Origin of the sequence: Chitinophaga eiseniae (assembly GCF_900167135.1) — a bacterium.
Lineage (GTDB): Bacteria > Bacteroidota > Bacteroidia > Chitinophagales > Chitinophagaceae > Chitinophaga > Chitinophaga eiseniae.
In genome coordinates, this window is the sequence record NZ_FUWZ01000005.1 from 24,408 (window position 1) to 45,438 (window position 21,031).

Genomic DNA, 21,031 nt, shown 5'->3' on the forward strand with positions numbered 1-21,031 from the left:
GTTAGTGTTGCAGGAGCAGCGTCAACCGCTGATCGTTGAAGTCCAGCAGGGAATCCAGCTGCATATTGGCCAGCGCATAACGCGGATCATGCCGGTTATGCGGTTCCGGTACCACCACAGTGGTCATACGCGCTGCCTTGGCGGCGGTCATGCCGGTAACGGAGTCCTCAAAAGCGATGCAGTCCAGCGGGTCGGCGTGCAGCGCCCTGGCGCAGGCCAGGTATACGGCCGGATGCGGTTTGCCATAATCCTCGAATTCTGCGGAGTATACCGCCTGGAAGTATTCCCGGATGTCAAGATGCGCCAGCACCGCCTCAATCAACCGTAGGGGAGAGGAGGAGGCCAGTCCTGTTTTAAAACCTTTTGCTTTGAAAAACTCCAGGATATAGAGAAGTCCTTCCATCGCCTTGCCTTCCGCGATGATCTTGGCCGTTACGCTGTCAATGATTTCGTTGGTGACCTGCTCGGCGCTTTTGCCTTCCCACTTAAAATAACTATGCCAGTAGCTCACCACCTCCCGGGTACGTAGCCCGGTGGTTTTGTGGGTCAGTTCGGGAGACAGGCTGACGCCCACCGTCGCAAAAACTTCTCTCATCGCTACGCCCCACAGTGGTTCAGAGTCCACCAGCAGGCCATCCATATCAAATATTACCGTATTGATCATAATGCCATTTTACGCCGCAAAGATAATCACGGGAAGATGACCACCGCCGAATTCTTGCAGGATAAAAGAAGGGAAGCCATCAGAAACCGGCGGGAAAGCAACTTTCGAAGTGAGGGTACGCCGCAGTTTTGTCAGTGTGTTAGCCCGGCTGTCACCGCTGTCACAACCCGTGCAATGCGGATCGCGGGATTGGGTTTGATAATGCCGGATACAGGCTCTGGAAATAGAAATACGATGCCAATTTCTCCATAACAAAATGTTATCCGCGATAAGCACAGGTTATGATGTGAAGCTGACGATATATTATTATCTTATTGATTATCAATTAATAAGTTGCAATTCTGCCACTTTTTGTATGTTTTGGCTTTGGGCGTTCCCCGCATCTTTCGGGCAAAAAAATTTTTGGAAAGATGAAGGGCATTTTTATCTTTGTATTACTCTACTAAAATTATAGGAAATATGGGTAATAAGGAAGCGCAGCGGATGGACAGCCACTATAATTGTTGTTGCAGGGCAGCAGCAGCGGAACGCGTGTAGTATGCAACACAGATAGTTTTATTTTAATAACACTCATCTCAGTTTATACACAGCCTCCGCCCACAGCGGAGGCTTTTTCACAACCAAGTACCACGATTTTTACCACCACCTGAAAATACTTTATATGCAAAGCTTCAGAACAGAACTTGAAAATCCCATTGTACAACAGGATATCATCGACCTGGAGAAAAAGATCCGCCTGTTCCGCGAAGGGGCTATCACGGACGAAAAATTCCGTAGCCTTCGGCTGGCGAGAGGGGTGTATGGTCAGCGTCAGCCCGGTGTGCAAATGGTGCGCATCAAATTACCCTATGGTAAAATGACATTGCAACAGTGGAAACGTATTACAGAAGTATCCGACGAATATGCTACCAGCAACCTGCACCTGACCACCCGCCAGGACGTGCAGATACACTACGTAAGCCTCGACAGAACACCGGAGCTGTGGCATACGCTGGAGCAGGACGAAATCACCATCCGCGAAGCCTGCGGTAACACCGTCCGTAACATCACCGCTTCCGACCGCGCCGGCATCGATCCGGATGAACCGTTTGACATAACGCCCTACGCAGACGCTACCTTCCGCTACTTCCTGCGCAACCCCGTCAGCCAGGAAATGGGCCGTAAAATAAAAATCGCTTTTTCTTCTTCTGATAAAGATACTGCCTGGGCTTTCATGCACGACTTCGGCATGATCCCCAAAGTAAAAATCATCGACGGCAAGGAAGTCAGAGGTTTTAAAGTATTGGTAGGCGGCGGTCTGGGCGCACAGCCCTTCCTGGCTAAACCGGTATATGAATTCCTGGAAACAGACCTCCTCATCCCCTACATCGAAAACGTTTTGCGCGTGTTCGACCGCTACGGCGAAAGGACCAGCCGCAATAAAGCCCGCATGAAATTCCTCATCCAGAAAATAGGCATGGAGGAATTTGAACGGCTGGTAAAAGAAGAATACAAAGCCGTGAAAGTGAAAAGCGTACCGGTGGATGCCGCCGCATGGCAGGCAACACAGCCACCGGTGATTGGCGACATACCCGCTTACACGATCCAAAACCCGGCAAAATACGAAGCCTGGAAAAAAACCAACGTATTCGAACAGAAACAGAAAGGTTACTACGGCGCCTACGTGAAAATTACCCTCGGCAATATCGGTTCTGCTGTCAGCCGCCAGCTGATAGAAGCGCTGCGCCCGGTGATCGCGGACGATGTGAGAGTAACCGCCAACCAGGGCCTGCTGCTGAAGTTCATCCTGCCGGAACACCTGCCGTACGTGTACAGCGCGCTGGAAGCTGCCGGCTTCGCTGAACCGGGATTTGACAGCATCGCGGACATTACCGCCTGCCCCGGCACAGATACCTGCAACCTCGGTATCTCCAACAGCACCGGCATCTCCAAAGTCCTGGAATCCGTTATCACCGATGAATTCCCCGACCTGATCTATAACAAAGACATCAAAATAAAAATCAGCGGCTGTATGAACTCCTGCGGCCAGCATGGTATCGCCAGCATCGGCTTCCATGGCTCCTCCATGAAAAGCGCCGGTAAAGTGCTGCCAGCCCTCCAGGTATTGCTGGGCGGTGGCATCGTAGGCGACGGCGTAGGACGCGTAGCGGATAAAGTGATCAAAGTGCCCAGCCGCCGCGGTCCCGACGTACTGCGCAGCCTCCTGCACGATTACGAAATCAACGGTACGGAAAATGAACTGTTCAACGATTACTATGACCGTCAGGGTGAAAAGTATTTCTACGAACTGCTGAAACCCCTGGCCGACCTGTCTACGCTTACCCCCGCGGATTTTATCGACTGGGGCCAGGTGGAAAACTACGCCACCGCCATCGGCGTAGGCGAGTGCGCCGGCGTCATCATCGACCTGGTGGCCACCCTGCTGCTGGAAGCGGAAGAGAAAATTGAACTCGCTACCCTCTCCATCAGCAAAGGCGCTTATGCAGACGGTATCTATCACGCCTACGCTTCCTTTGTACAGGGCGCTAAAGCGCTGCTGCTCGGCGAAGGCGTAAGCGGCAACACCCAGATCGGCATTATCAACGATTTCGATAAACACTTCGTGGCCACCGGTAAATTCAGCTTCGAAACAGATTTCAAAACACAGGTATTGCAGATTAACGGGAACGAGCCTACGGAAAGTTTCGCTAACAACTACTTCCGGCAGGCACTGTCTTTTTACAATGCAGCACAGGTTTACCGGCAAAAAACCGCCGAACCGGCGCAGGCATAATTTGATCATCATTTAATACTACACATCATGCAACAGATACAACCTAAACTCACATTGGTAGGCGCCGGTCCCGGCGATCCGGAACTGATTACCGTAAAAGGCATGAAAGCCATTCAGGAAGCCAGAGTAATCCTCTACGATGCGCTGTCCAGCAACGAACTGCTGGATTACGCTCCTGCCGGTTGCCTCCGCCGTTTCGTTGGAAAACGCGCCGGCATGCATGTGTATACCCAGGAAGAAATCAACCGCATGATTGTAAAATATGCGCTCAGCTACGGTAGCGTGGTAAGGCTCAAAGGCGGCGACTCTTTCGTGTTTGGCCGCGGTCAGGAGGAAATAGCATTTGCACAACAATTTGGCATCACGGCAGAAGTAGTACCGGGCATCTCCAGTGCTATTTCTGTCCCCGGTGTCAATAAAATCCCGGTGACAGCCCGCAACGTCAGCGAAGGCTTTTGGGTGATCACCGGCAATACCCGCAACGGCAACCTCTCCCGCGACCTCCAATACGCCATCCAGGCCAACACCACCGTAGTCATCCTCATGGGAATGAGCAAACTGGCGGAAATAGCTGGTATATTTGCTGAAAGCGGCAGAGGAGACACCCCCGCCGCCATCATTCAGAACGGCACCCTGCCCAATCAACAGATCGGCATGGGCCGCGTGGCTGACCTGCAGGAGATCGCCGCTGCGCAACAGCTCTGCAATCCCGCCATCATCGTGGTAGGGGAGGTAGTACGATTTCATGAAGATTTTGCCACCCTGCAAACCAGAGTAGCCGAAGAACTTAAAATCGCTGTATAATGGAAAATCAGTTGTTTCCGGTTTTTTTTAAGCTCAACCGCCTCCGCGTCCTCGTGGTAGGCGGTGGCAATATTGGACTGGAGAAAGCAAACGCCATCCTGCAAAACTGCGCGGAAAGCAATATCTCCATCGTTTCGCTGGACTTCCTGCCGGAACTGGAAGACATCGCCCGGCATTACCCCAATGTGGAACTGATCCGCAAACCCTTTTCCTGCGGCGACCTGCTGGGAAAAGACCTGGTGATCGCCGCCACCAACGACAAAACACTGAATTATACCGTGTGGGAAAAAGCAAAAGGAGCGAAGGTGCTGATCAATGTGGCAGATACCCCCGAGCTGTGCGATTTCTACCTGGGATCTATTGTACAGAAAGGGAACCTGAAAATTGCCATCTCCACCAACGGAAAATCGCCCACCGTGGCCAAACGCCTCAAACAGGTGCTGCAGGAGGCCATCCCTGATACCCTCGATGAAGTATTGCAAAAGCTGCACATCATCCGTGACAAGCTGAAAGGAGATTTCGCCGCCAAAGTAAAACAGCTGAATAATATTACCGATGTGCTGGTGAAACCGGAAAAAGAAGACGCCTGATCACCCCTTTAACACTTCCAGCAATACCTGCGCCTGGTTGTGGACCTCGTCCTTAGCCCCATATAATAACGTTACCCGGTGATGTTTTGCCCGCTGCCGGATACCCTCCAGTAATTCCTTTTTGTCTTTCAGCTCCGCCAGATAACGGGTACGGAACTCGTTAAATTTCCCGTCCTCATGATGGAACCATTTCCGCAACGCATCACTCGGCGCAATATCTTTCAGCCATTCATCCACATGAGCATTGTCTTTGGATACCCCCCGCGGCCATAAACGGTCTACCAGGATGCGGTATCCGTCACTTTCGGAAAAATCTTCATATACACGTTTGGTCTGTATCATATTCTCATAACGGCCAAAAGGCCGGAAAAGTTTTACGTATTATCTTTACCGTTATGCAAAATAATCAGGAAATCATCGATGCTACGGTAGCATATGTAAAAACCTCCCTGGAAGGAGCAGAGGGAGGCCACGACTGGTGGCATATTTACAGGGTATGGCAATTGTCCCGGCAGATAGCCGCGCATGAAACGGCAGATATGCTGGTGGTAGAGCTGGGCGCTTTGTTGCATGATATTGCAGATTCCAAATTCCACAATGGCGACGAAAGCATCGGCCCCGCCCGCGCCCGCGCTTTTATGGAATCACAGGGCTTGTCGGAAGCTGTCATTGTCCATGTGGAAAACATTATCCGGTATATTTCCTTTAAAGGCGGACATAATGACAACGCTTTCCGTTCACCGGAACTGAGCGTGGTACAGGACGCCGACCGGCTGGACGCTATCGGCGCCATCGGGGTGGCCAGGGCCTTCAACTACGGCGGGTTTAAAAACAGGGCCATCTATGACCCGGCCATTAAACCCAATATGAACATGACGCGGGAAGAGTATAAAAACGGCGCATCTCCCACCATCAACCACTTCTATGAGAAGCTGCTGCTGCTCAAAGACCGTATGAACACCCCAACCGGCAAGGCCATGGCGGCCGAACGGCACCGGTTTATGGAAGCGTTCCTGGAACAGTTTTATAAAGAAACCATGATGGACAGGATTTTTGCTGATTTCGCTGATCAGCAGAGATAAAGCCGAAAATTCAAGAATATAATAAGCAAACATCCCGTTTGATAATGATATCAAACGGGATGCCTGCTTATATTTATAATATGTTTACACGCTCCGCTCAGATCTCCGCTGATCAGCGAAAATCACGGTCATTACAGTTATTCAAAAAACAATGCTTTCAGCTCGTCGGCATCTTCCGGTTTCATCTTGCCACCGAGGATGAGGCGGAGCTGACGACGGCGGAGGGCGCCATCATATAATCTTTTTTCTTCTTCTGTGTCGGTCACGATGCCAGGCACGGGACGGGAATTGCCGTTAGGGTCGAGGGCCACAAAGGTCATGAACGCTTCATTGGATTTGTAGCGGTATTGTTGTACCGGATCTTCCCCCCACACGCGCATGTGTACTTCCATGGAAGTATTGAAGGCGCGGCTTACCTTGGCTTCGATATGCACCACATTGCCCAGTTTAATGGGATTCTCGAAAGAAATATTATCAACGGAGGCGGTGACCACAGGGGCGCTGCAATGTTTCATACAGGCCAGTGCGGCAGCGATGTCCATCCAGTACATCAGGCGGCCCCCCATGAGGTTGCCGAAAGTATTGGTATCGTTGGGCAGAACCAGTTCCGTCATCTGTATGAGCGAATCCTGCGCTCTCTTAGGCGTTAAAGTCATCTTTTTATTTATGTATTTCGGACGCAAATTTACAGTTTCTATTTGTTAGGAACGAAAGTCTCTGTAATAACAATTGATGGTAATGCAGGTTTTTAACAAATAATTTCCCTCACTTGAAAATTCTTTAAAACGCGCTGTGGTTCAATGATAAGAGCTGAAAAGAAACCCGCAAAAATTAACAAACAAATAAAGCCACTGCGTAAAAAACTTGGGAGCGAAGCAAATTTGTGTAACTTTGCATGACCTCCGGAAGTAGTTTACTTGACAGGTATAACACCAAACGCAATCTGGCACTTCCCCCATTTAGGTCAAGTATTTTTAGCTGAATTTTAGTTTTTATGGCAAAATATATCTTCGTTACGGGAGGTGTTACTTCCTCTTTGGGTAAAGGAATTATAGCTGCTTCGCTGGCAAAACTCTTGCAGGCGCGTGGCTTTAGAGTGACTATTCAGAAGTTCGATCCATATATCAACGTGGATCCGGGAACGTTAAACCCTTATGAGCACGGGGAATGTTACGTAACAGAAGATGGCGCGGAAACCGATCTGGACCTCGGGCACTATGAGCGTTTCCTGAACACGCCTACGTCTCAGGCCAACAACGTTACCACCGGCCGTATCTATCAGACCGTTATCAACAAGGAAAGAGAAGGCGCCTACCTGGGCAAAACCGTTCAGGTGATCCCGCACATCACCGACGAAATCAAACGTCGTATCCTCCTGCTGGGTAAAGATGGTAAATATGATATCGTGATTACTGAGCTGGGTGGCACCGTGGGTGACATCGAATCACTCCCTTATATTGAAGCGGTACGTCAGCTGCAATGGGAACTGGGCGAAGAAGACTGCCTGGTAGTACACCTCACCCTCATCCCTTACCTGCGTGCGGCTAAGGAACTGAAAACCAAGCCTACACAGCACTCTGTGCGCCTGCTGAGCGAATACGGCGTGCATCCGGACATCATCGTTTGCCGTACGGAAGAACCGATGTACCGCGATCTGAAAAAGAAAATCGCCCTGTTCTGTAATGTACAGGTGGATGCTGTCATCGAAGCGAACGACGTACCGACCATCTATGAAGTACCGCTGGAAATGATGCGCGAAAAACTGGATGTTTCCGTACTGAAAAGACTGAACCTGCCCGTGGAAAAAGAGCCGGAGCTCACCAAATGGCGCGAGTTCCTGGATAAACTGAAATATCCGAAATCCAAGGTGACCATCGGTCTGATCGGTAAATACGTGGAGCTGCAGGACGCTTACAAGTCTATCCTCGAATCTTTTATACATGCCGGTTCTCTCAACGAGTGCAAGGTGATTGTACAGAATATTCACTCTGAACATATTACACAGGAAAATGTGTGCGAGAAACTGAAAAACCTCGACGGCCTGCTGGTAGCGCCCGGCTTCGGTCACCGCGGTATCGAAGGCAAAATCGTGGCTATTCAGTATGCCCGCGAAAACAACCTGCCTTTCTTCGGTATCTGCCTCGGTATGCAGATGAGCGTGGTGGAATTCTCCCGCAATGTGCTCGGCTGGAAAGACGCGCACTCCGTGGAAATGAACCCGGACACTTCCCACCCGGTGATCAACCTGATGGAAGAACAGAAGAAAATTACGGCCAAAGGCGGTACCATGCGCCTGGGCGCCTACACCTGCGACCTGACACCAGGTTCCAAAGCGTCTGAAATCTATGGCGGCGCCACCTCTATCAGCGAAAGACACCGTCACCGCTACGAATTCAACAACGAATACCTCGAGGCGATCGAAAAAGCCGGTATGATCCCTTCCGGTAAAAATCCTGAAAGCGGCCTCGTGGAAATGGTCGAAATCCCCGGACACCCGTTCTTCGTGGGCTCCCAGTTCCACCCCGAGCTGAAAAGCACCGTGGAAAGCCCTGCGCCCCTCTTTGTATCGTTTATCAAAGCCGCTAAACAATATGCGGAGAATAAAAACGGTAAAACGAAGATGGCAGAGGAAAAGATCGCACAATAATTTAGATATTTAAATATTTTGTTATTTATGAATTTGAAATGCAGCGGATATAATTATCTGCTGCATTTTTATTAAATCGCAAGGATTTAATAAAAGTCCAAAAGCCCTGAAATCAAAAAATCAGGAAATAACAAAATTTAAAATGTATAAATAACCAAATAATCAAATAATCAAATAAACGGGGGCGGCAAATCATAAATCATGCTTACCTTTGCTGCCTAAATTTTTAATTGCATTTCATGGATAGAAATTCGGTTATTGGGTTTTTAATGTTAGGTGTTTTACTGGTGGGATATATTTTCTATAACCAGAAACAACAGGGAAATATCGCCAGGGAGAAAGCCCGGCAGGATTCCATTGCCAATCTGAACAAGCCTAAAGCGCCTGTTGCCGATTCACTGACAGCCATCGCCAACGGAGGAACACTGGATTCAACCCACCAGGCTCAACTGGCAGGCGAATTTGGCGTTTTTGCCGCCGCTGCGGTGGCGCCGGTACAGACCACAGTGATGGAAAACGACGATGTTAAAGTTACTTTCTCTAATAAAGGTGGCCAGCCGGTCAGTGTTCAACTGAAAAAATTCAAAACTTCTGAAGGGGCGCCTTTAATGCTGGCACAAGGCTCTTTTAACCGCCTCTCCCTGGAAGTACCGGCCAGCGCAACAAAAGTGCTGAACAGCGCTGACCTGTTCTTTACTGCCGGTCCTGTACAGAAACTGGCAGACGGCGGACAGTCCATCAGCTATCGCCTCAATACTTCCAATCCTGCTATCTACCTGGAGTTCGTTTACGGTATCAAACCGGGCAGCTACGTGGTGAACTATAATGTGCACGCTGTTGGTTTCCAGAACATCCTGCCGGGCAATCAGAACTACCTGAACCTGCAGTGGAACAGCCAGAACGACAAACAGGAGCATGACATGGAAAACGAGCGCCTCAACAACCAGGTGCACTACATGTATGCCAACGATAAACATGACTATTTCACCCTGCAACGCAGCAGCCACGAGAAGCTGGACAACAAGCTGAAATGGATCAGCGTAAAACAGCAGTTCTTCAATACCACCCTGATCGCTAAAAGCGGCAGCTTCGACGCGGCAGACGTGAACACCAAAGTGCCACAGAGCGGTAACATCGTTGGTCAGGCTTTCACGACCATACAGATCCCTTACAATCGCGCCAATGATTTCTCTTTCCCGATTGATATCTACTATGGCCCTAACCACTACAAAACACTGAAGTCCTTTGATCTGGGCCTCGAGAAAATCATCCCGCTGGGCTCCGGTATCTTCGCCTTCGTGAAATACGTGAACAAATGGATCATCATCCCGGTGTTTAACTTCCTCAGCGGATTTATCAGCAACTACGGTATGATCATCATCCTGCTCACCATCTTTATCCGTTTGCTGATATTGCCTTTCACCTACCAGAGCTACGTGTCTCAGGCTAAAATGAAAGTGCTGAAACCGGAAATCGATGAACTGCGGGCCAAACATGGCGACGACCAGCAGGCTTTCGGTATGGACCAGATGAAACTGTTCAAGAGCGCCGGGGTGAACCCGCTGGGCGGCTGTTTACCAGCCCTGCTGCAGCTGCCGATCCTGGTGGCCATGTACAGCTTCTTCCCGTCTTCCATCGAGCTGCGTCAGGAAAGTTTCCTGTGGGCAAAGGACCTGTCTACCTACGACTCCATCCTGAACCTGGGCTTCAATATACCTTTCTATGGTAACCACGTGAGCCTGTTCACCATCCTGATGACCATCACCAGCCTGATCCTGGCCTTCTACAACCGTGGTATGACCGATCAGAGCAACCCGGTAATGAAGTACATGCCTTACATGATGCCAATCATGCTGTTGGGTATCTTCAACCGTCTGGCTGCCGCTCTTACGTTCTACTACTTCCTGTCCAACGTGATCAGCATCCTGCTGCAATGGGTGCTCCAGACGTTTGTCATCAACCATGACAAAATCCACGCTCAGATCCAGGAAAACAAGAAAAAGCCGGTCTCCAAATCCAAATGGCAGGAGAAACTGGAAGAAGTACAGCGCCGTCAGCAGGATATGCAACAGCGCAAGAAATAAGTAGCCGATCATTATTCAAAATATATTGTAAAGCCCCCGGCCATCCGCCGGGGGCTTTTTTCAACTGATAGTCATATGAAGAAAAGCTTGTTATTGATGATGTTGCTGGCAGGAGGAATGTCTGCCGCCTATGCACAGGACACCATTCCTGACGCCCGCCGTATCCAGGAGACAGTAAATTATCTGGCTTCGGACAAACTAAAGGGGAGAGGTACCGCCGAAAAAGGTGGTCGCACTGCCAGCCGCTTTGTGGCACGGCAGTTTAAGAAACTGGGACTGAAACCTGCCAATGGCAGCAGCTATTTCCAGGATTTTACGTTCGACCGCAACGCCCATAAGAATATCCCGAGCCGCAACGTGGCGGGTTTCCTGGATAACGGCGCCGCCCATACGATTGTCATCGGTGCGCACTACGATCACCTCGGTACGGCCGGTCTTTTTGACGGCAAATACCCGATCGGGCAGATACACAACGGCGCCGACGACAACGCCTCCGGTGTGGCCGGCCTGCTGGAACTGGCCCGTCATTACGTAAAAAATGCCGGTAAAGAACCTTTCAACTTCCTGTTCATCGCTTTCGGCGGGGAAGAACTGGGCCTGCAGGGCTCCAAATACTACACTGCACATCCGCTGATGCCGCTGGACAAAGTGCATTTTATGCTCAATATGGACATGATTGGCCGCTACAACCCGGAGAGAGGCATTGGCATCGGTGGTTTCGGCAGCGCGCAGGAGTGGCCGGAAGTGTTTAAGGATGTACAACAACCGGGTATCAAATATTTCACGGACGCCGCCGGCAAAGGGGCTTCCGATCATCATAATTTTTATGTGAATAAAGTGCCGGTCCTGTTTTTCCACACCGGCGGGCACGACGATTACCACAAGCCTACCGACGATGCGCCCAAATTACAGGCGGCCTCTGAAGCGGCTATTCTGCAGCTGGGTATTCAGCTGATCAATAAAGCGATGACTTTTCCTGCATTACAGTATGTAGGGGAACAATAATCAGTTCAGCACTTCCACTTCGTAAACGGGGCTGAACAGATAAATACGTTTAGACGCTACCTCTTCACAGCGGTAGCGTTTTCTTATTCTTTCCCCTTTGCGGAAGATGCGGCCGTCTTTGGTTTTGAAGAGCTGATGGAGCGGGAGTTGTTCCACCAGGAAATGTGTCTCTTTGCGGTCGTCGTAGTTACGAAGCACGCGCATCAGGTTTTCGTCGGCGCAGCTGCTGGCAGCCGGGTTGTTCATGCTCTGGCGTACTGCCTGTTCCACGTCATGAGGCAGGTAACCTTTGCCTACAAAGTCACGGAGAATAGTGGAGAACTCCTGTTTCCATTCCTTGCCATGTGCCGGCACGCGGTTGGCGTATTTATTAAAAGTAGTGAGATGGGCTATTTCATGTAGCAGGGTGATAAGAAAAGAATACCTGTTCAGCGATCCGTTGATGCTGATCCGGTGTCCTTTTCCATTTCCATCGGGGTGACGGTAGTCACCCAGTATGCTTTGCCTTTCCCGGGTGATGGTGAGATGCACTTTATACAGGAGCAGAAACGCCATCACCTGGTCAAAGGTGCCTTCGGGCAAATAGGACGCTAATGCATGCAGGGGCGCCTCTTTTTTCAATGCCAATTACTTTTTAAGCCTGGTAAGCCGGAAGAGGCTCCATGTTTCAAATACGGTATACAACAGGTACAGGAACAAAAGCAAAAAGATGGTCACTTTACTGACGTTGGGCCGGTAAATGAGCACATAAATGGCAATACCGATCACGCACAGCATCAGTTTGCTGAGGGTAGAACCGTATACCGCGCGGATGAAGGCATTGTGGTTGGCAGAAGCGAGCCCTTTGCGGCTCATCAGGTAGGAGGCCAGGGAGATCAAAGCCATAGCCAGATTGCCGGCCAGCAGCACATAAAAGTGGATGCCATTGTCCAGCAATCTGGGTTTGAAAAATATGATCAGGCCGTTCAATACGCCGAAAATCGAAAATAATCTGATTAAAAATCTATCGCTCATTACCGACGGGTGTCTTTTATAATTTGCCACAAAAGTATGGCTAAAGCCAGTAAAGAAAAAATGATCAGGAACACGGGGAACCGCCAGCCCATTTTCTGGTCCAGTTTATATCCCGCAAATACTCCCAATCCTAATGTGGCCATCATTTGAAACGCCAGCCCGGCATAGCGCAGTACCGGATTATTGCGTTTATTCGGCTTCCTGGAGGACGGATTTTCCATGTTTCTGTGTTTCTGGCTGCTGTTCATCCATGTAGCAGCGGCCATTGAATTTGGCTGTCGGCTCCATTTCAAAATGAGCAGTGTACACATCTCCCTTTACCAGGGCGTTTCCTTTCAGGAACAGCAGTTCTTCCACTTTGATGATACCGGTCACTTTACCGAGGATGTCCGCGCTCTGACATACGAGGTCGCCGGTAATGTCGCCTTCCGGACCTACCACGATTTTAGCTTTGGTGGATACCAGCCCGTTTACCTGGCCGTCTATCCGGATATCCCCTTCACATACGATATCGCCCTGGATAGAAGTGCCGCTGCCTATAATGTTAACAGTCGATGTGGGTAACAGGTTCTTGTTGTCACCCTTAGAGTTTGATTTGTTATTAAACATAGGTTTTCAGGTTTTTCAGCTTTAATAATGTAAGATAAAAATATATAATTATTTTGTTATTTGAATGTTTTGGTTATTTTTTGGTCACTACCGGATATGGTTTATCCCGAACACTTTAACAATCCAGTTCAAATAACAATGTCCAATTAGTTGTGATTCGTCCGCAATGCTCTATACTTTCTAAGTCGTTGATTTTAATAGGTGCTGTTGTCTACTTTCGGCACTTTTAACATGGTTGTGTCCAGTTTGCCGGTAAAATCTCCATTGATCACTTGTTTGATGTTTTTCAGGTAGAGGTCCCGCTGATTAATGGCTGTTTCCAGGGAATCCGCCCTCATTTTGAGATGGATGAACTCCTTGCGCTGTTTCAGGTCTCCATAGCCCGGGATATAATAACGTAAAGGCGTAAATACTACCGTCGCCACAGTAATGGCCACCAGTAATACAAACAGGGTACTCAAGGCAATATACACACTCATTCTGGACAATTTGAAGGATGTCACTTCTTCATAGGTATCCTCATTCATAATTACCAGACGGTACTTATGACTGAGTTTCTCAAGGTTTCGTCTGTTGTTTTTTTTCCCCTTCCTGGCCATTTTTTCAGTGTGCTTATAGAGATTTATTCGTTTTCAGGCGGCTAAAGTTAATCAATCCCACCAATCAATCCACTATTTTATCCTATCTTTAAAATATTTTTTCAAACTTACAGTTATATATATAGCCTATACACCCTGGCATCCATGAATTGCTATAAATCGCTACGTCTTTATCCGGTATTATTTTTTTTATTGTGCATGGGATCTCCGGCGGTTTTGGCTCAAATCAAGCCCCGTAGCCAGGCACAGCAGCAGCAACCACAGCAGGACCCTCAGGGCCAGTCCCCAAGGCCGCTACTCAATAAGCCGCTCTTCAAATCAAAAGAGCCGCGGATACAGGACAGGAGACCTCCTTCCGAAGTGATGCTGGAAAAGAAGCACTGGAATTTCAAACGCAGGTTCTTCCAGAACCTGGCGACCCGCTATAACTATTACTTCCATGCCCGGGTAAAACTGGACAAGGTAGTGAAGACGGTCAGCCGTGACGGTCAGGACAACTACAACGTATTGCTGCCGTTTTACCCTACCAGCCTGCAAAGCCAGGGATTCAGCAAAACAGAGCTGGACTCGGTGATCGAAAAAACCAATATGGCCATCCAGCTGCACGACCCCAGGGGCAAATGGATCGACGACTGCTTCCTCCTCATGGGACGCGCCTACTTCTATGAAGGCGACCTGGAAAATGCCAACAAAACCTTCCAATACATCAACCTCACTTTCGCCCCCAAGAAAAAAGACGAATACAAAACCGTGGTGGGCGCCAGTGAAAACGATCATATCTCCATCGCCACCCGCGAAAAACGCAAAGGCTTCTTCGGCCGCTTCAAACACGTGGCCGCCCGTAACGACGCCTTCCTCTGGCGCGCTAAAACCCTGCTGGAACAAAAAGACTACGATGAAGTACAGGCGCTGCTCAACATCCTGAGCTCCGACCCCAACTTCCCGCACCGCCTCGATGGCGGCCTGGCAGAGGTAAGAGCCTACAGCAACTATGTGCAGGCCCGCTACCCGGAAACCATAGAACCACTGAAAGCAGCGATCGATAAAAGCCGCGATCGTGTGGCCAGAGCGAGGATGTCCTTCATCCTTGGTCAGCTGTACCTGCAGCTGCACCACGCCGATTCGGCCATGGACAAGTTCCGCGACGTGATCGCCAGCAAACCCGATCCCATGATGGACTTCCAGGCCCGCCTCCAGATCGCTAAAATCAACGCGAAAGAAGAAGGCGGACTGGCCCGCAGCCTGGAAGGCCTGCGCCATATGCTGAAAAAAGAACGTTTCAGCCACTTCCGCGACGCCATCCTCTACACCATGGGCACCCTCTCGTACCCGGGAGACACCGCCGTGGCCCTGGGATACCTTCGTAAATCCCTTAAAGAAGGAGGTGATAATATGGTACAGCGTACGCTGACCTATAAAGCCATTGCCGATATCTACTACGAACAGCGCCAGTACCTGGACGCCAAAAAATACTATGACAGCACCGCCGGCACCATGACCGCCGAATTCGTGGACGCCGCCACCGTCAACGTCCGGAAAACGGTACTTACTGACGTGGCCGCCAAACAGACCATCATCCACCGGGAGGACAGCCTGCAACGTATCGCCGCCATGCCGGAATCCGACCGCAACATCTTCCTCGCGAAAATGGCAGCCACCCTCAAAACAGCTGCTGCCGAAAAGAAAAAGAAGGATGCCATGCAGGCCGCCAATTCGTACGACAACCCGGCTTTCGGAATGAACAACAACGGCGGCGCCTATAGCCCCAAAGAAGAAAAAGGGGATTGGTATTTTTATAACCCGGCCAGTAAATCGACCGGTTATTCCGAATTTAAACGCCGCTGGGGCAGCCGCCAGGTGGCCGACAACTGGCGCCGCAGCCAGGCCGGTAACCTCAACACTGCCGGCAATAATAACGACGCTCCCGTACAGGTGAGCACAGACGCGGCTACCGCTGCCGCCACGCCGGAAAACCTGCCGGCAGACAGCATCACCGCAGAACGCCTCGCAGCAGGCCTGCCCCTGACGCCGGAGAAACTGGACAACTCCCACAAAATGGACCAGGATGCCCGCTTCGAACTGGGTAAACTGTACTACGATAAACTCGAAAATTATCCGCTGGCAATAGAAACCTACGACTCGCTGCTGCTCAAATATCCCGACCATCCGCGTAAACCCGAGATACTCTACTCGCTCTACGTATGGCAGGGCAAACTGAACCATCCGGCAGAAGCCGCCCGCTATAAAAACATGATACTCACGCAGTACGGTAACACCAACTACGCAGATATCATTCGCTCCGGCGGCAACCGTGATACCGATCTGGCCCGCAAAAAGACGATCAGCGCTACTTACGACTCCGCCTATACGGCTTTCCGCAGCGGAGACGTGGCCGGCGCACTGGCCATCAAACGCCGCGCCGACAGCACCTATGGCACCAATTTCATGCAGGGCAAATTTGACCTGCTCGAAGCCATGGCACTGGTGAAACAGGACACCCTCATCGGGGTGGACTCCACACAGGCCTCCCGCAGAGCCGTACTGGCCGTAATGGACAAATATCCCGGCGACGACGGTATCCAGCAACAAACAAAAGCCCTGCTGGACGCACTCGACCACCGCAACGAACTGGTCAGCTATCTCGCTAAACTGGAAATCCGGAAAGACGCCGATGGCGGTCCGCTGGTAGATGAAAACATCTCCATGCGGTACCCCTGGCAAAACCCGCAGCCGGTGCTGGTAGACCGCCTCAACGGCAGCAAAACGCCCGCCGCCCTGGCAGATTCCGCGCATGTTTCCAACAAAATAGCCGGCAACGTGCCCACTGCGCCCATCGCTACCGTGGCGCCGCCTCCGCCACCCAAACCCGTGACACCCTATAAACTTTCAGCAGATAACCCGCACTTCGTCGTGCTGGCATTCCAGCGCGTCTCCAAAGAACTGATGGACGAAGGGCTCAACCAGTTCACCCGGTACAACGCCAGTAAACACGCTACCGACAAAATCGAGGTGGGCAGCTTTGTATTGTCTCCTTCTGAAACGATGCTGATTTTCAGGATCTTCCCGAATGAAGACAAAGCGCTGAACTATTTTGATGAAATCAGGGAAGAGGCTGCCATCAGCATCATCCCGCGGATCAGGCCAAGCGATTATTCCTTTTTTGTCATTTCACGGGATAACTTCATCCTGCTCAACAGCACCAAAGACCTGATGGGTTACAGGAAGTTTTTTACTGACAATTATGTAACACAATGATATTTAGGGATTTCGTGATTTGGTGATTTTTTGATTTAATGGTTGTTGCGCCATAATACCCCGAAATCCCGAAATCTCAAAATCAGTAAATCCCTAAATATTTAATAGATTTGTGGGTCAAACTGTTAGTAAACAGGCCTGTTTATTGCTGTTAGAGGCCGTTTATTAAATATTTAGTTTAACAGCCAACTAGCAACTGTCCAAAAAACTCGGCGTACGCCGCAAAACAAATTTATATAGCGCATGAAAAAATCGGTGAAAATATTGTGGCGTGTAGCGTTTGGTATTTTAGCACTGTTTGTTCTCTTTATCTTATTGATCAACTTCAGAGTCATTGGTAATATGCCGTCTATGGAGGAACTGGAAAACCCGCGCGCTGCGCTGGCTTCCGAAGTGATCGCCGATGATGGGACCATCTTGGGTAAATATTACCAGGTAGACCGCTCCAGCAGCGACTTCAATGAAATTTCCAAAAATGTGATCAACGCCCTGATCGCTACCGAAGAAACCCGCTTTTACCAGAACTCCGGTATCGATGCCAAAGGCACAATGGCTATTCCTTTTTACCTGCTGATTGGTAAAAAACGTGGTTCCAGCACCATCACCCAGCAGCTGGCGCTCAACCTGCAAACTGATAACCTCGGTAAGCAACGTGCTACCAATCCTATCAGCAGGGGCTTTCAGAAACTGCAGGAATGGATCATCGCCGTGAAACTGGAAAGGAACTTCACCAAACAGGAAATCCTGACGCTTTACCTGAACACCGTCGCTTTCGGTGATAACGTATATGGTATTGAAAACGGCGCCCGCACTTTCTTCAGCAAAGATGCCGGCCACCTCTCCATCGAGGAAGCCGCTATACTGGTGGGCATGCTGAAAGGCAACACCCTTTACAACCCGCGCCGTAACCCGCAACTGGCCCTGGCCCGCCGCAATACAGTGATCGATAATATGGTGGAAGCCAACTTCATCACCTCCGCGGAAGCAGCGGCTGCTAAAAGCAAGCCTATTGTATTGCACTATAATAAGATAGACCACAACAAAGGACTGGCGCCTTATTTCCGCGAAGTACTGCGCGACGAGGTGAAAGCCTGGTGTAAAAATCATAATAAAGCAGACGGTACTCCGTATAACCTTTACCGTGACGGCCTGAAAATATATACCACTATTAATCCGCGTATGCAATTGTATGCGGAAGAAGCGGTATCCCGTCACCTGCAGACCCTGCAGAAATACCTGTCTAAACAGAATGATGTAAAAACAGGCAGCGTATGGAAAAAATGGCCGCAGTACCTCGACAAATACACGAAAGAATCTGACCGTTACCACAATATGAAAGAAGCGGAGGCGTCTGATGAAGAGATCACCAAATCGTTCAATACACCTACCAAAATGAAGGTATTTGCCTGGAGAAGTTATACCGAACCAGACCTGAACGAGATCGATACCGTGATGACGCCGCTGGATTCCATCAAATACATGCGTGCCGTGTTACAGGCCGGCTTTATGGCCATGGACCCGGAAAGCGGTGAGGTGAAAGCATGGGTAGGCGGTCCGGATTTCCGCTACTTCAAAAATGACCACGTCGCTAAAACGCGCCGCCAGGTAGGCTCTACCTTCAAACCTTTCCTGTATTGCTTTGCCATCATGAATGGGATGTCGCCCAATACCATGCTGCCCAACGAACCGATCACCATCGGTAACTGGACCCTGAGCCGCAACTCTGAAGGCAGCGTTGGCGGCAGCATCTCTATGGCAGGCGCGCTGGCCAGGTCGCTCAACCTGGTATCTGCGTACCTGATCAAACAGATCGGCGCCAAAGCTTTCGCAGATTTTGCGCAGAACAAAATCGGCTTTACCAGTAAAATTGAGCCTTATCCATCCATCGCGCTCGGGGTATCTGAAATTTCCCTGTATGAGATGTTACAGGCTTACACCATGTTCCCCGGCAGAGGTATCAACACCAAACCGATCTACATTACCCGCATAGAAGACCGCTATGGCAATATCCTCGAAACTTTCGCCCCGGTGAAACGGGAGGTGATCAGCGAGAAAGAAGCTTACACCATGGTGAAGATGATGGAAGGCGTATTGCAGCCCGGCGGTACGGGCGCCCGTATGCGCGGCACTTATAAGATGCAGGGTGAAATGGCCGGTAAAACCGGTACCACCAACGATAATACGGATGGCTGGTTTATGGGTTATACACCCAAACTGCTGGCAGGCGCCTGGGTAGGTTGCGAAAACAACTTTATCCACTTTGCCACCACGGGTATCGGCCAGGGCGCCAACACCGGCCTGCCTATCTGGGCTTATTTCATGCAAAAAGTATTTGCCGATAATACGCTGAAAGTATCCAGCAATGACAAGTTCGAGGTACCGGCCAATATGACCGATGAAACGTATTCCAACTTCGACACCAACGTGAAACCCGGTGCAGAAGCGGAAGACATCGGTAATGGTTCTGAGTCCGACTACCAGACCGGCGAAGAAGATATGTACTCGCCGGGAGCTGACAAGCCGGCGCAGGAAACCACGAAGCCGAAAGAAGAAAAGCCGGCGCCACCCAAACCTAAAGAAGATAATAAAGACAAAGGAACGCCTGCCTCCACACCTAAAGCAATATATCCTCCTAAAAAAGATAGTTAACGAAAGAAGGGCTGACCCAAAAGGTCGGCCCTTCTTCATAATACAAATCCGGTTATCCTTTTACTGAAATTCAATTCAATTAATTCGATAGCTTTGTCAGCCATAGTCCACACAAATATTCAGTAATGCGCAGATACATTGTAGTAGTTTTATTTTTTTTCTTCCTCCCCCAATTTTCAAATGCTCAGACTTTTAAGAATGATAGTGTTAAATTATTCCTGGACAGATCTATAGCGTTAATAAAATCGAATTCAATTAATGCAGGGAATATAGCGCTGATAAAAAATGTTCTCTACGAAAAATCGCAAAACCTGACCTCCATTGATGAAGTAGCGCCTTTGTTTGAAGATGTGTTCAAAGGCCTTGATGATTATCATGGGAGCTTAAAATATAAAGGAAAAACCTACGGCTGGACGAAGAAGTCTTCCTATGTTAATCCGTATCTAAAAGCAAAATTAAAAACAGCAACCAACGTCAGCAGCCGGCTCATTAACGGTAATTATGGCTACATCAGGATTCCGGGAAATAATGATTTCGGTTTTAAGAAAGTAGACAGCATTGCAAATGATATCGTCTCAAATATTAATGCCATTGACGGTGAGAATATTAAAGGATGGATAATTGACCTGAGGGTTAACACCGGGGGAAATATGTACCCGATATTATTGGCCCTTAAAGAATTTATTGGTAATGATGTGGTTTTTGGAGGATTTAGAAATGCTCAGAATGAACCCAGCGGCAATTGGGAGATAAAGGACCATCATCTTTTGATTGATGGGACCCGATTGGAAAGGAAATCCGGTTTGGCGTATCCCGACAAAGCCCGTATTCCAGTTGTTATGCTGATAAGTGGTTATACAGCAAGTGCAGGTGAAATGACAGCCATTTCCTTTATCGGAAGGCCCAACCTGTATTTAGTAGGGGAACCGACTGCTAATTATACGACTGCGGTGCAGGGATTTGAGATTGGAAAATCAGCTGCCATCAATCTCTCCACAGACTATGTTATAGATAGAAATCATAAAGTTTATAAAACCAGCATTGTTCCGGATTTCGAAATACTCAACGGAGACAATTTTGAAAACGTTCATGAGGATGCCAAGATCCGTAAAGCACTGCAGCTATTTAAAAAAAGTAAAAACTGGGTTTACTAACAGAAAAGAAGACTTGTTGCCCTGATGCTTTCACAGCCCCGGCTTGCCGTTTATCCAATATCCTATAGGATTACAGGGATATTATTTACTATTGCGGTCAGA

General features: G+C 49.4%; 18 protein-coding genes. 10 read left to right on the plus strand and 8 right to left on the minus strand.

Annotated features, from left to right (window positions below; translation table 11 throughout):
• Position 1: 1 nt before the first annotated feature.
• Positions 2-664, minus strand: coding sequence for a hexitol phosphatase HxpB (gene hxpB, locus B5D63_RS26230; RefSeq protein WP_078671840.1), 663 nt, complete (start codon positions 662-664; stop codon positions 2-4).
• Positions 665-1,325: 661 nt separating this feature from the next.
• On the opposite strand from hxpB, the gene B5D63_RS26235 reads away from it, so the two are divergent.
• The 3 genes from B5D63_RS26235 to B5D63_RS26245 are packed head-to-tail and all read left to right on the plus strand — an operon-like array spanning position 1,326 to position 4,831.
• A complete protein-coding gene (locus B5D63_RS26235) occupies positions 1,326-3,437 on the plus strand; it encodes a HEPN domain-containing protein (protein WP_078671841.1) in 2,112 nt (703 codons plus the stop codon).
• 27 nt (positions 3,438-3,464) lie between these two features.
• The gene (gene cobA, locus B5D63_RS26240) at positions 3,465-4,241 is read left to right on the plus strand and encodes a uroporphyrinogen-III C-methyltransferase (RefSeq protein ID WP_078671842.1); all 777 of its coding nucleotides are present in this window, start codon (positions 3,465-3,467) and stop codon (positions 4,239-4,241) included.
• Entirely contained in the window at positions 4,241-4,831 is a 591-nt protein-coding gene (locus B5D63_RS26245) for a precorrin-2 dehydrogenase/sirohydrochlorin ferrochelatase family protein (RefSeq protein WP_235021629.1), read from the plus strand. The genes cobA and B5D63_RS26245 overlap by 1 nt, the downstream gene beginning before the upstream one ends.
• Here the strand turns inward: B5D63_RS26245 and B5D63_RS26250 are convergent, their stop codons facing one another.
• Positions 4,832-5,173, minus strand: coding sequence for a DUF488 domain-containing protein (locus B5D63_RS26250; RefSeq protein ID WP_078671844.1), 342 nt, complete (start codon positions 5,171-5,173; stop codon positions 4,832-4,834).
• Between the two features lie 53 nt (positions 5,174-5,226).
• Here B5D63_RS26250 and B5D63_RS26255 point away from each other — a divergent pair, with 53 nt between their 5' ends.
• A complete protein-coding gene (locus tag B5D63_RS26255) occupies positions 5,227-5,913 on the plus strand; it encodes an HD domain-containing protein (RefSeq protein WP_078671845.1) in 687 nt (228 codons plus the stop codon).
• A gap of 137 nt (positions 5,914-6,050) precedes the next feature.
• Here B5D63_RS26255 and B5D63_RS26260 read toward each other — a convergent pair whose 3' ends face one another.
• Positions 6,051-6,569, minus strand: a complete 519-nt coding sequence (locus B5D63_RS26260; RefSeq protein WP_078671846.1) for an acyl-CoA thioesterase — start codon at positions 6,567-6,569, stop codon at positions 6,051-6,053.
• A gap of 338 nt (positions 6,570-6,907) precedes the next feature.
• On the opposite strand from B5D63_RS26260, the gene B5D63_RS26265 reads away from it, so the two are divergent.
• From B5D63_RS26265 to B5D63_RS26275, 3 genes are all read left to right on the plus strand, one after another.
• Positions 6,908-8,560 (plus strand): CTP synthase, encoded by a 1,653-nt coding sequence (locus tag B5D63_RS26265; RefSeq protein WP_078671847.1) that lies wholly within the window; start codon positions 6,908-6,910, stop codon positions 8,558-8,560.
• A 239-nt stretch (positions 8,561-8,799) separates the two neighbouring features.
• Entirely contained in the window at positions 8,800-10,644 is a 1,845-nt protein-coding gene (gene yidC / locus B5D63_RS26270; RefSeq protein ID WP_078671848.1) for a membrane protein insertase YidC, read from the plus strand.
• 75 nt (positions 10,645-10,719) lie between these two features.
• Entirely contained in the window at positions 10,720-11,649 is a 930-nt protein-coding gene (locus B5D63_RS26275; protein WP_078671849.1) for a M20/M25/M40 family metallo-hydrolase, read from the plus strand.
• Here B5D63_RS26275 and B5D63_RS26280 read toward each other — a convergent pair whose 3' ends face one another.
• The 5 genes from B5D63_RS26280 to B5D63_RS26300 form a co-directional block, all read right to left on the minus strand.
• Complete coding sequence (locus tag B5D63_RS26280) at positions 11,650-12,270, minus strand: SprT-like domain-containing protein (RefSeq protein ID WP_078671850.1); 621 nt, start codon at positions 12,268-12,270, stop codon at positions 11,650-11,652.
• A 6-nt stretch (positions 12,271-12,276) separates the two neighbouring features.
• Positions 12,277-12,663, minus strand: a complete 387-nt coding sequence (locus B5D63_RS26285; protein WP_078671851.1) for a hypothetical protein — start codon at positions 12,661-12,663, stop codon at positions 12,277-12,279.
• The gene (locus B5D63_RS26290; protein ID WP_143313110.1) at positions 12,663-12,884 is read right to left on the minus strand and encodes an AtpZ/AtpI family protein; all 222 of its coding nucleotides are present in this window, start codon (positions 12,882-12,884) and stop codon (positions 12,663-12,665) included. The genes B5D63_RS26285 and B5D63_RS26290 overlap by 1 nt, the downstream gene beginning before the upstream one ends.
• Entirely contained in the window at positions 12,853-13,272 is a 420-nt protein-coding gene (locus B5D63_RS26295; protein WP_078671852.1) for a bactofilin family protein, read from the minus strand. Before B5D63_RS26295 ends, B5D63_RS26290 begins: the two co-directional genes overlap by 32 nt.
• Positions 13,273-13,466: 194 nt before the next feature.
• The gene (locus tag B5D63_RS26300) at positions 13,467-13,751 is read right to left on the minus strand and encodes a hypothetical protein (protein WP_235021630.1); all 285 of its coding nucleotides are present in this window, start codon (positions 13,749-13,751) and stop codon (positions 13,467-13,469) included.
• A 336-nt stretch (positions 13,752-14,087) separates the two neighbouring features.
• Here B5D63_RS26300 and porW point away from each other — a divergent pair, with 336 nt between their 5' ends.
• The 3 genes from porW to B5D63_RS26315 all read left to right on the plus strand — a co-directional run bounded on the left by porW (position 14,088) and on the right by B5D63_RS26315 (position 20,929).
• On the plus strand, positions 14,088-17,126 hold the full coding sequence (porW, locus tag B5D63_RS26305; protein ID WP_159456175.1) for a type IX secretion system periplasmic lipoprotein PorW/SprE: 3,039 nt from the start codon (positions 14,088-14,090) through the stop codon (positions 17,124-17,126).
• 243 nt (positions 17,127-17,369) lie between these two features.
• The gene (locus B5D63_RS26310; protein ID WP_078671855.1) at positions 17,370-19,775 is read left to right on the plus strand and encodes a transglycosylase domain-containing protein; all 2,406 of its coding nucleotides are present in this window, start codon (positions 17,370-17,372) and stop codon (positions 19,773-19,775) included.
• A gap of 125 nt (positions 19,776-19,900) precedes the next feature.
• Positions 19,901-20,929 carry a S41 family peptidase gene (locus B5D63_RS26315; protein WP_078671856.1) on the plus strand — a complete coding sequence of 343 codons (1,029 nt, stop codon included), beginning with the start codon at positions 19,901-19,903 and terminating at the stop codon, positions 20,927-20,929.
• Positions 20,930-21,031: the final 102 nt, after the last annotated feature.

Excerpts from the sequence above, each read along its gene's own strand:
- hxpB (WP_078671840.1), bottom strand. The coding sequence starts at position 664 with ATGATCAATACGGTAATATTTGATATGGATGGCCTGCTGGTGGACTCT.
- B5D63_RS26235 (WP_078671841.1), top strand. The coding sequence starts at position 1,326 with ATGCAAAGCTTCAGAACAGAACTTGAAAATCCCATTGTACAACAGGAT.
- cobA (WP_078671842.1), top strand. The coding sequence starts at position 3,465 with ATGCAACAGATACAACCTAAACTCACATTGGTAGGCGCCGGTCCCGGC.
- B5D63_RS26245 (WP_235021629.1), top strand. The coding sequence starts at position 4,241 with ATGGAAAATCAGTTGTTTCCGGTTTTTTTTAAGCTCAACCGCCTCCGC.
- B5D63_RS26250 (WP_078671844.1), bottom strand. The coding sequence starts at position 5,173 with ATGATACAGACCAAACGTGTATATGAAGATTTTTCCGAAAGTGACGGA.
- B5D63_RS26255 (WP_078671845.1), top strand. The coding sequence starts at position 5,227 with ATGCAAAATAATCAGGAAATCATCGATGCTACGGTAGCATATGTAAAA.
- B5D63_RS26260 (WP_078671846.1), bottom strand. The coding sequence starts at position 6,569 with ATGACTTTAACGCCTAAGAGAGCGCAGGATTCGCTCATACAGATGACG.
- B5D63_RS26265 (WP_078671847.1), top strand. The coding sequence starts at position 6,908 with ATGGCAAAATATATCTTCGTTACGGGAGGTGTTACTTCCTCTTTGGGT.
- yidC (WP_078671848.1), top strand. The coding sequence starts at position 8,800 with ATGGATAGAAATTCGGTTATTGGGTTTTTAATGTTAGGTGTTTTACTG.
- B5D63_RS26275 (WP_078671849.1), top strand. The coding sequence starts at position 10,720 with ATGAAGAAAAGCTTGTTATTGATGATGTTGCTGGCAGGAGGAATGTCT.
- B5D63_RS26285 (WP_078671851.1), bottom strand. The coding sequence starts at position 12,663 with ATGAGCGATAGATTTTTAATCAGATTATTTTCGATTTTCGGCGTATTG.
- B5D63_RS26290 (WP_143313110.1), bottom strand. The coding sequence starts at position 12,884 with ATGGAAAATCCGTCCTCCAGGAAGCCGAATAAACGCAATAATCCGGTA.
- B5D63_RS26295 (WP_078671852.1), bottom strand. The coding sequence starts at position 13,272 with ATGTTTAATAACAAATCAAACTCTAAGGGTGACAACAAGAACCTGTTA.
- B5D63_RS26300 (WP_235021630.1), bottom strand. The coding sequence starts at position 13,751 with ATGAGTGTGTATATTGCCTTGAGTACCCTGTTTGTATTACTGGTGGCC.
- B5D63_RS26310 (WP_078671855.1), top strand. The coding sequence starts at position 17,370 with ATGAAAAAATCGGTGAAAATATTGTGGCGTGTAGCGTTTGGTATTTTA.
- B5D63_RS26315 (WP_078671856.1), top strand. The coding sequence starts at position 19,901 with ATGCGCAGATACATTGTAGTAGTTTTATTTTTTTTCTTCCTCCCCCAA.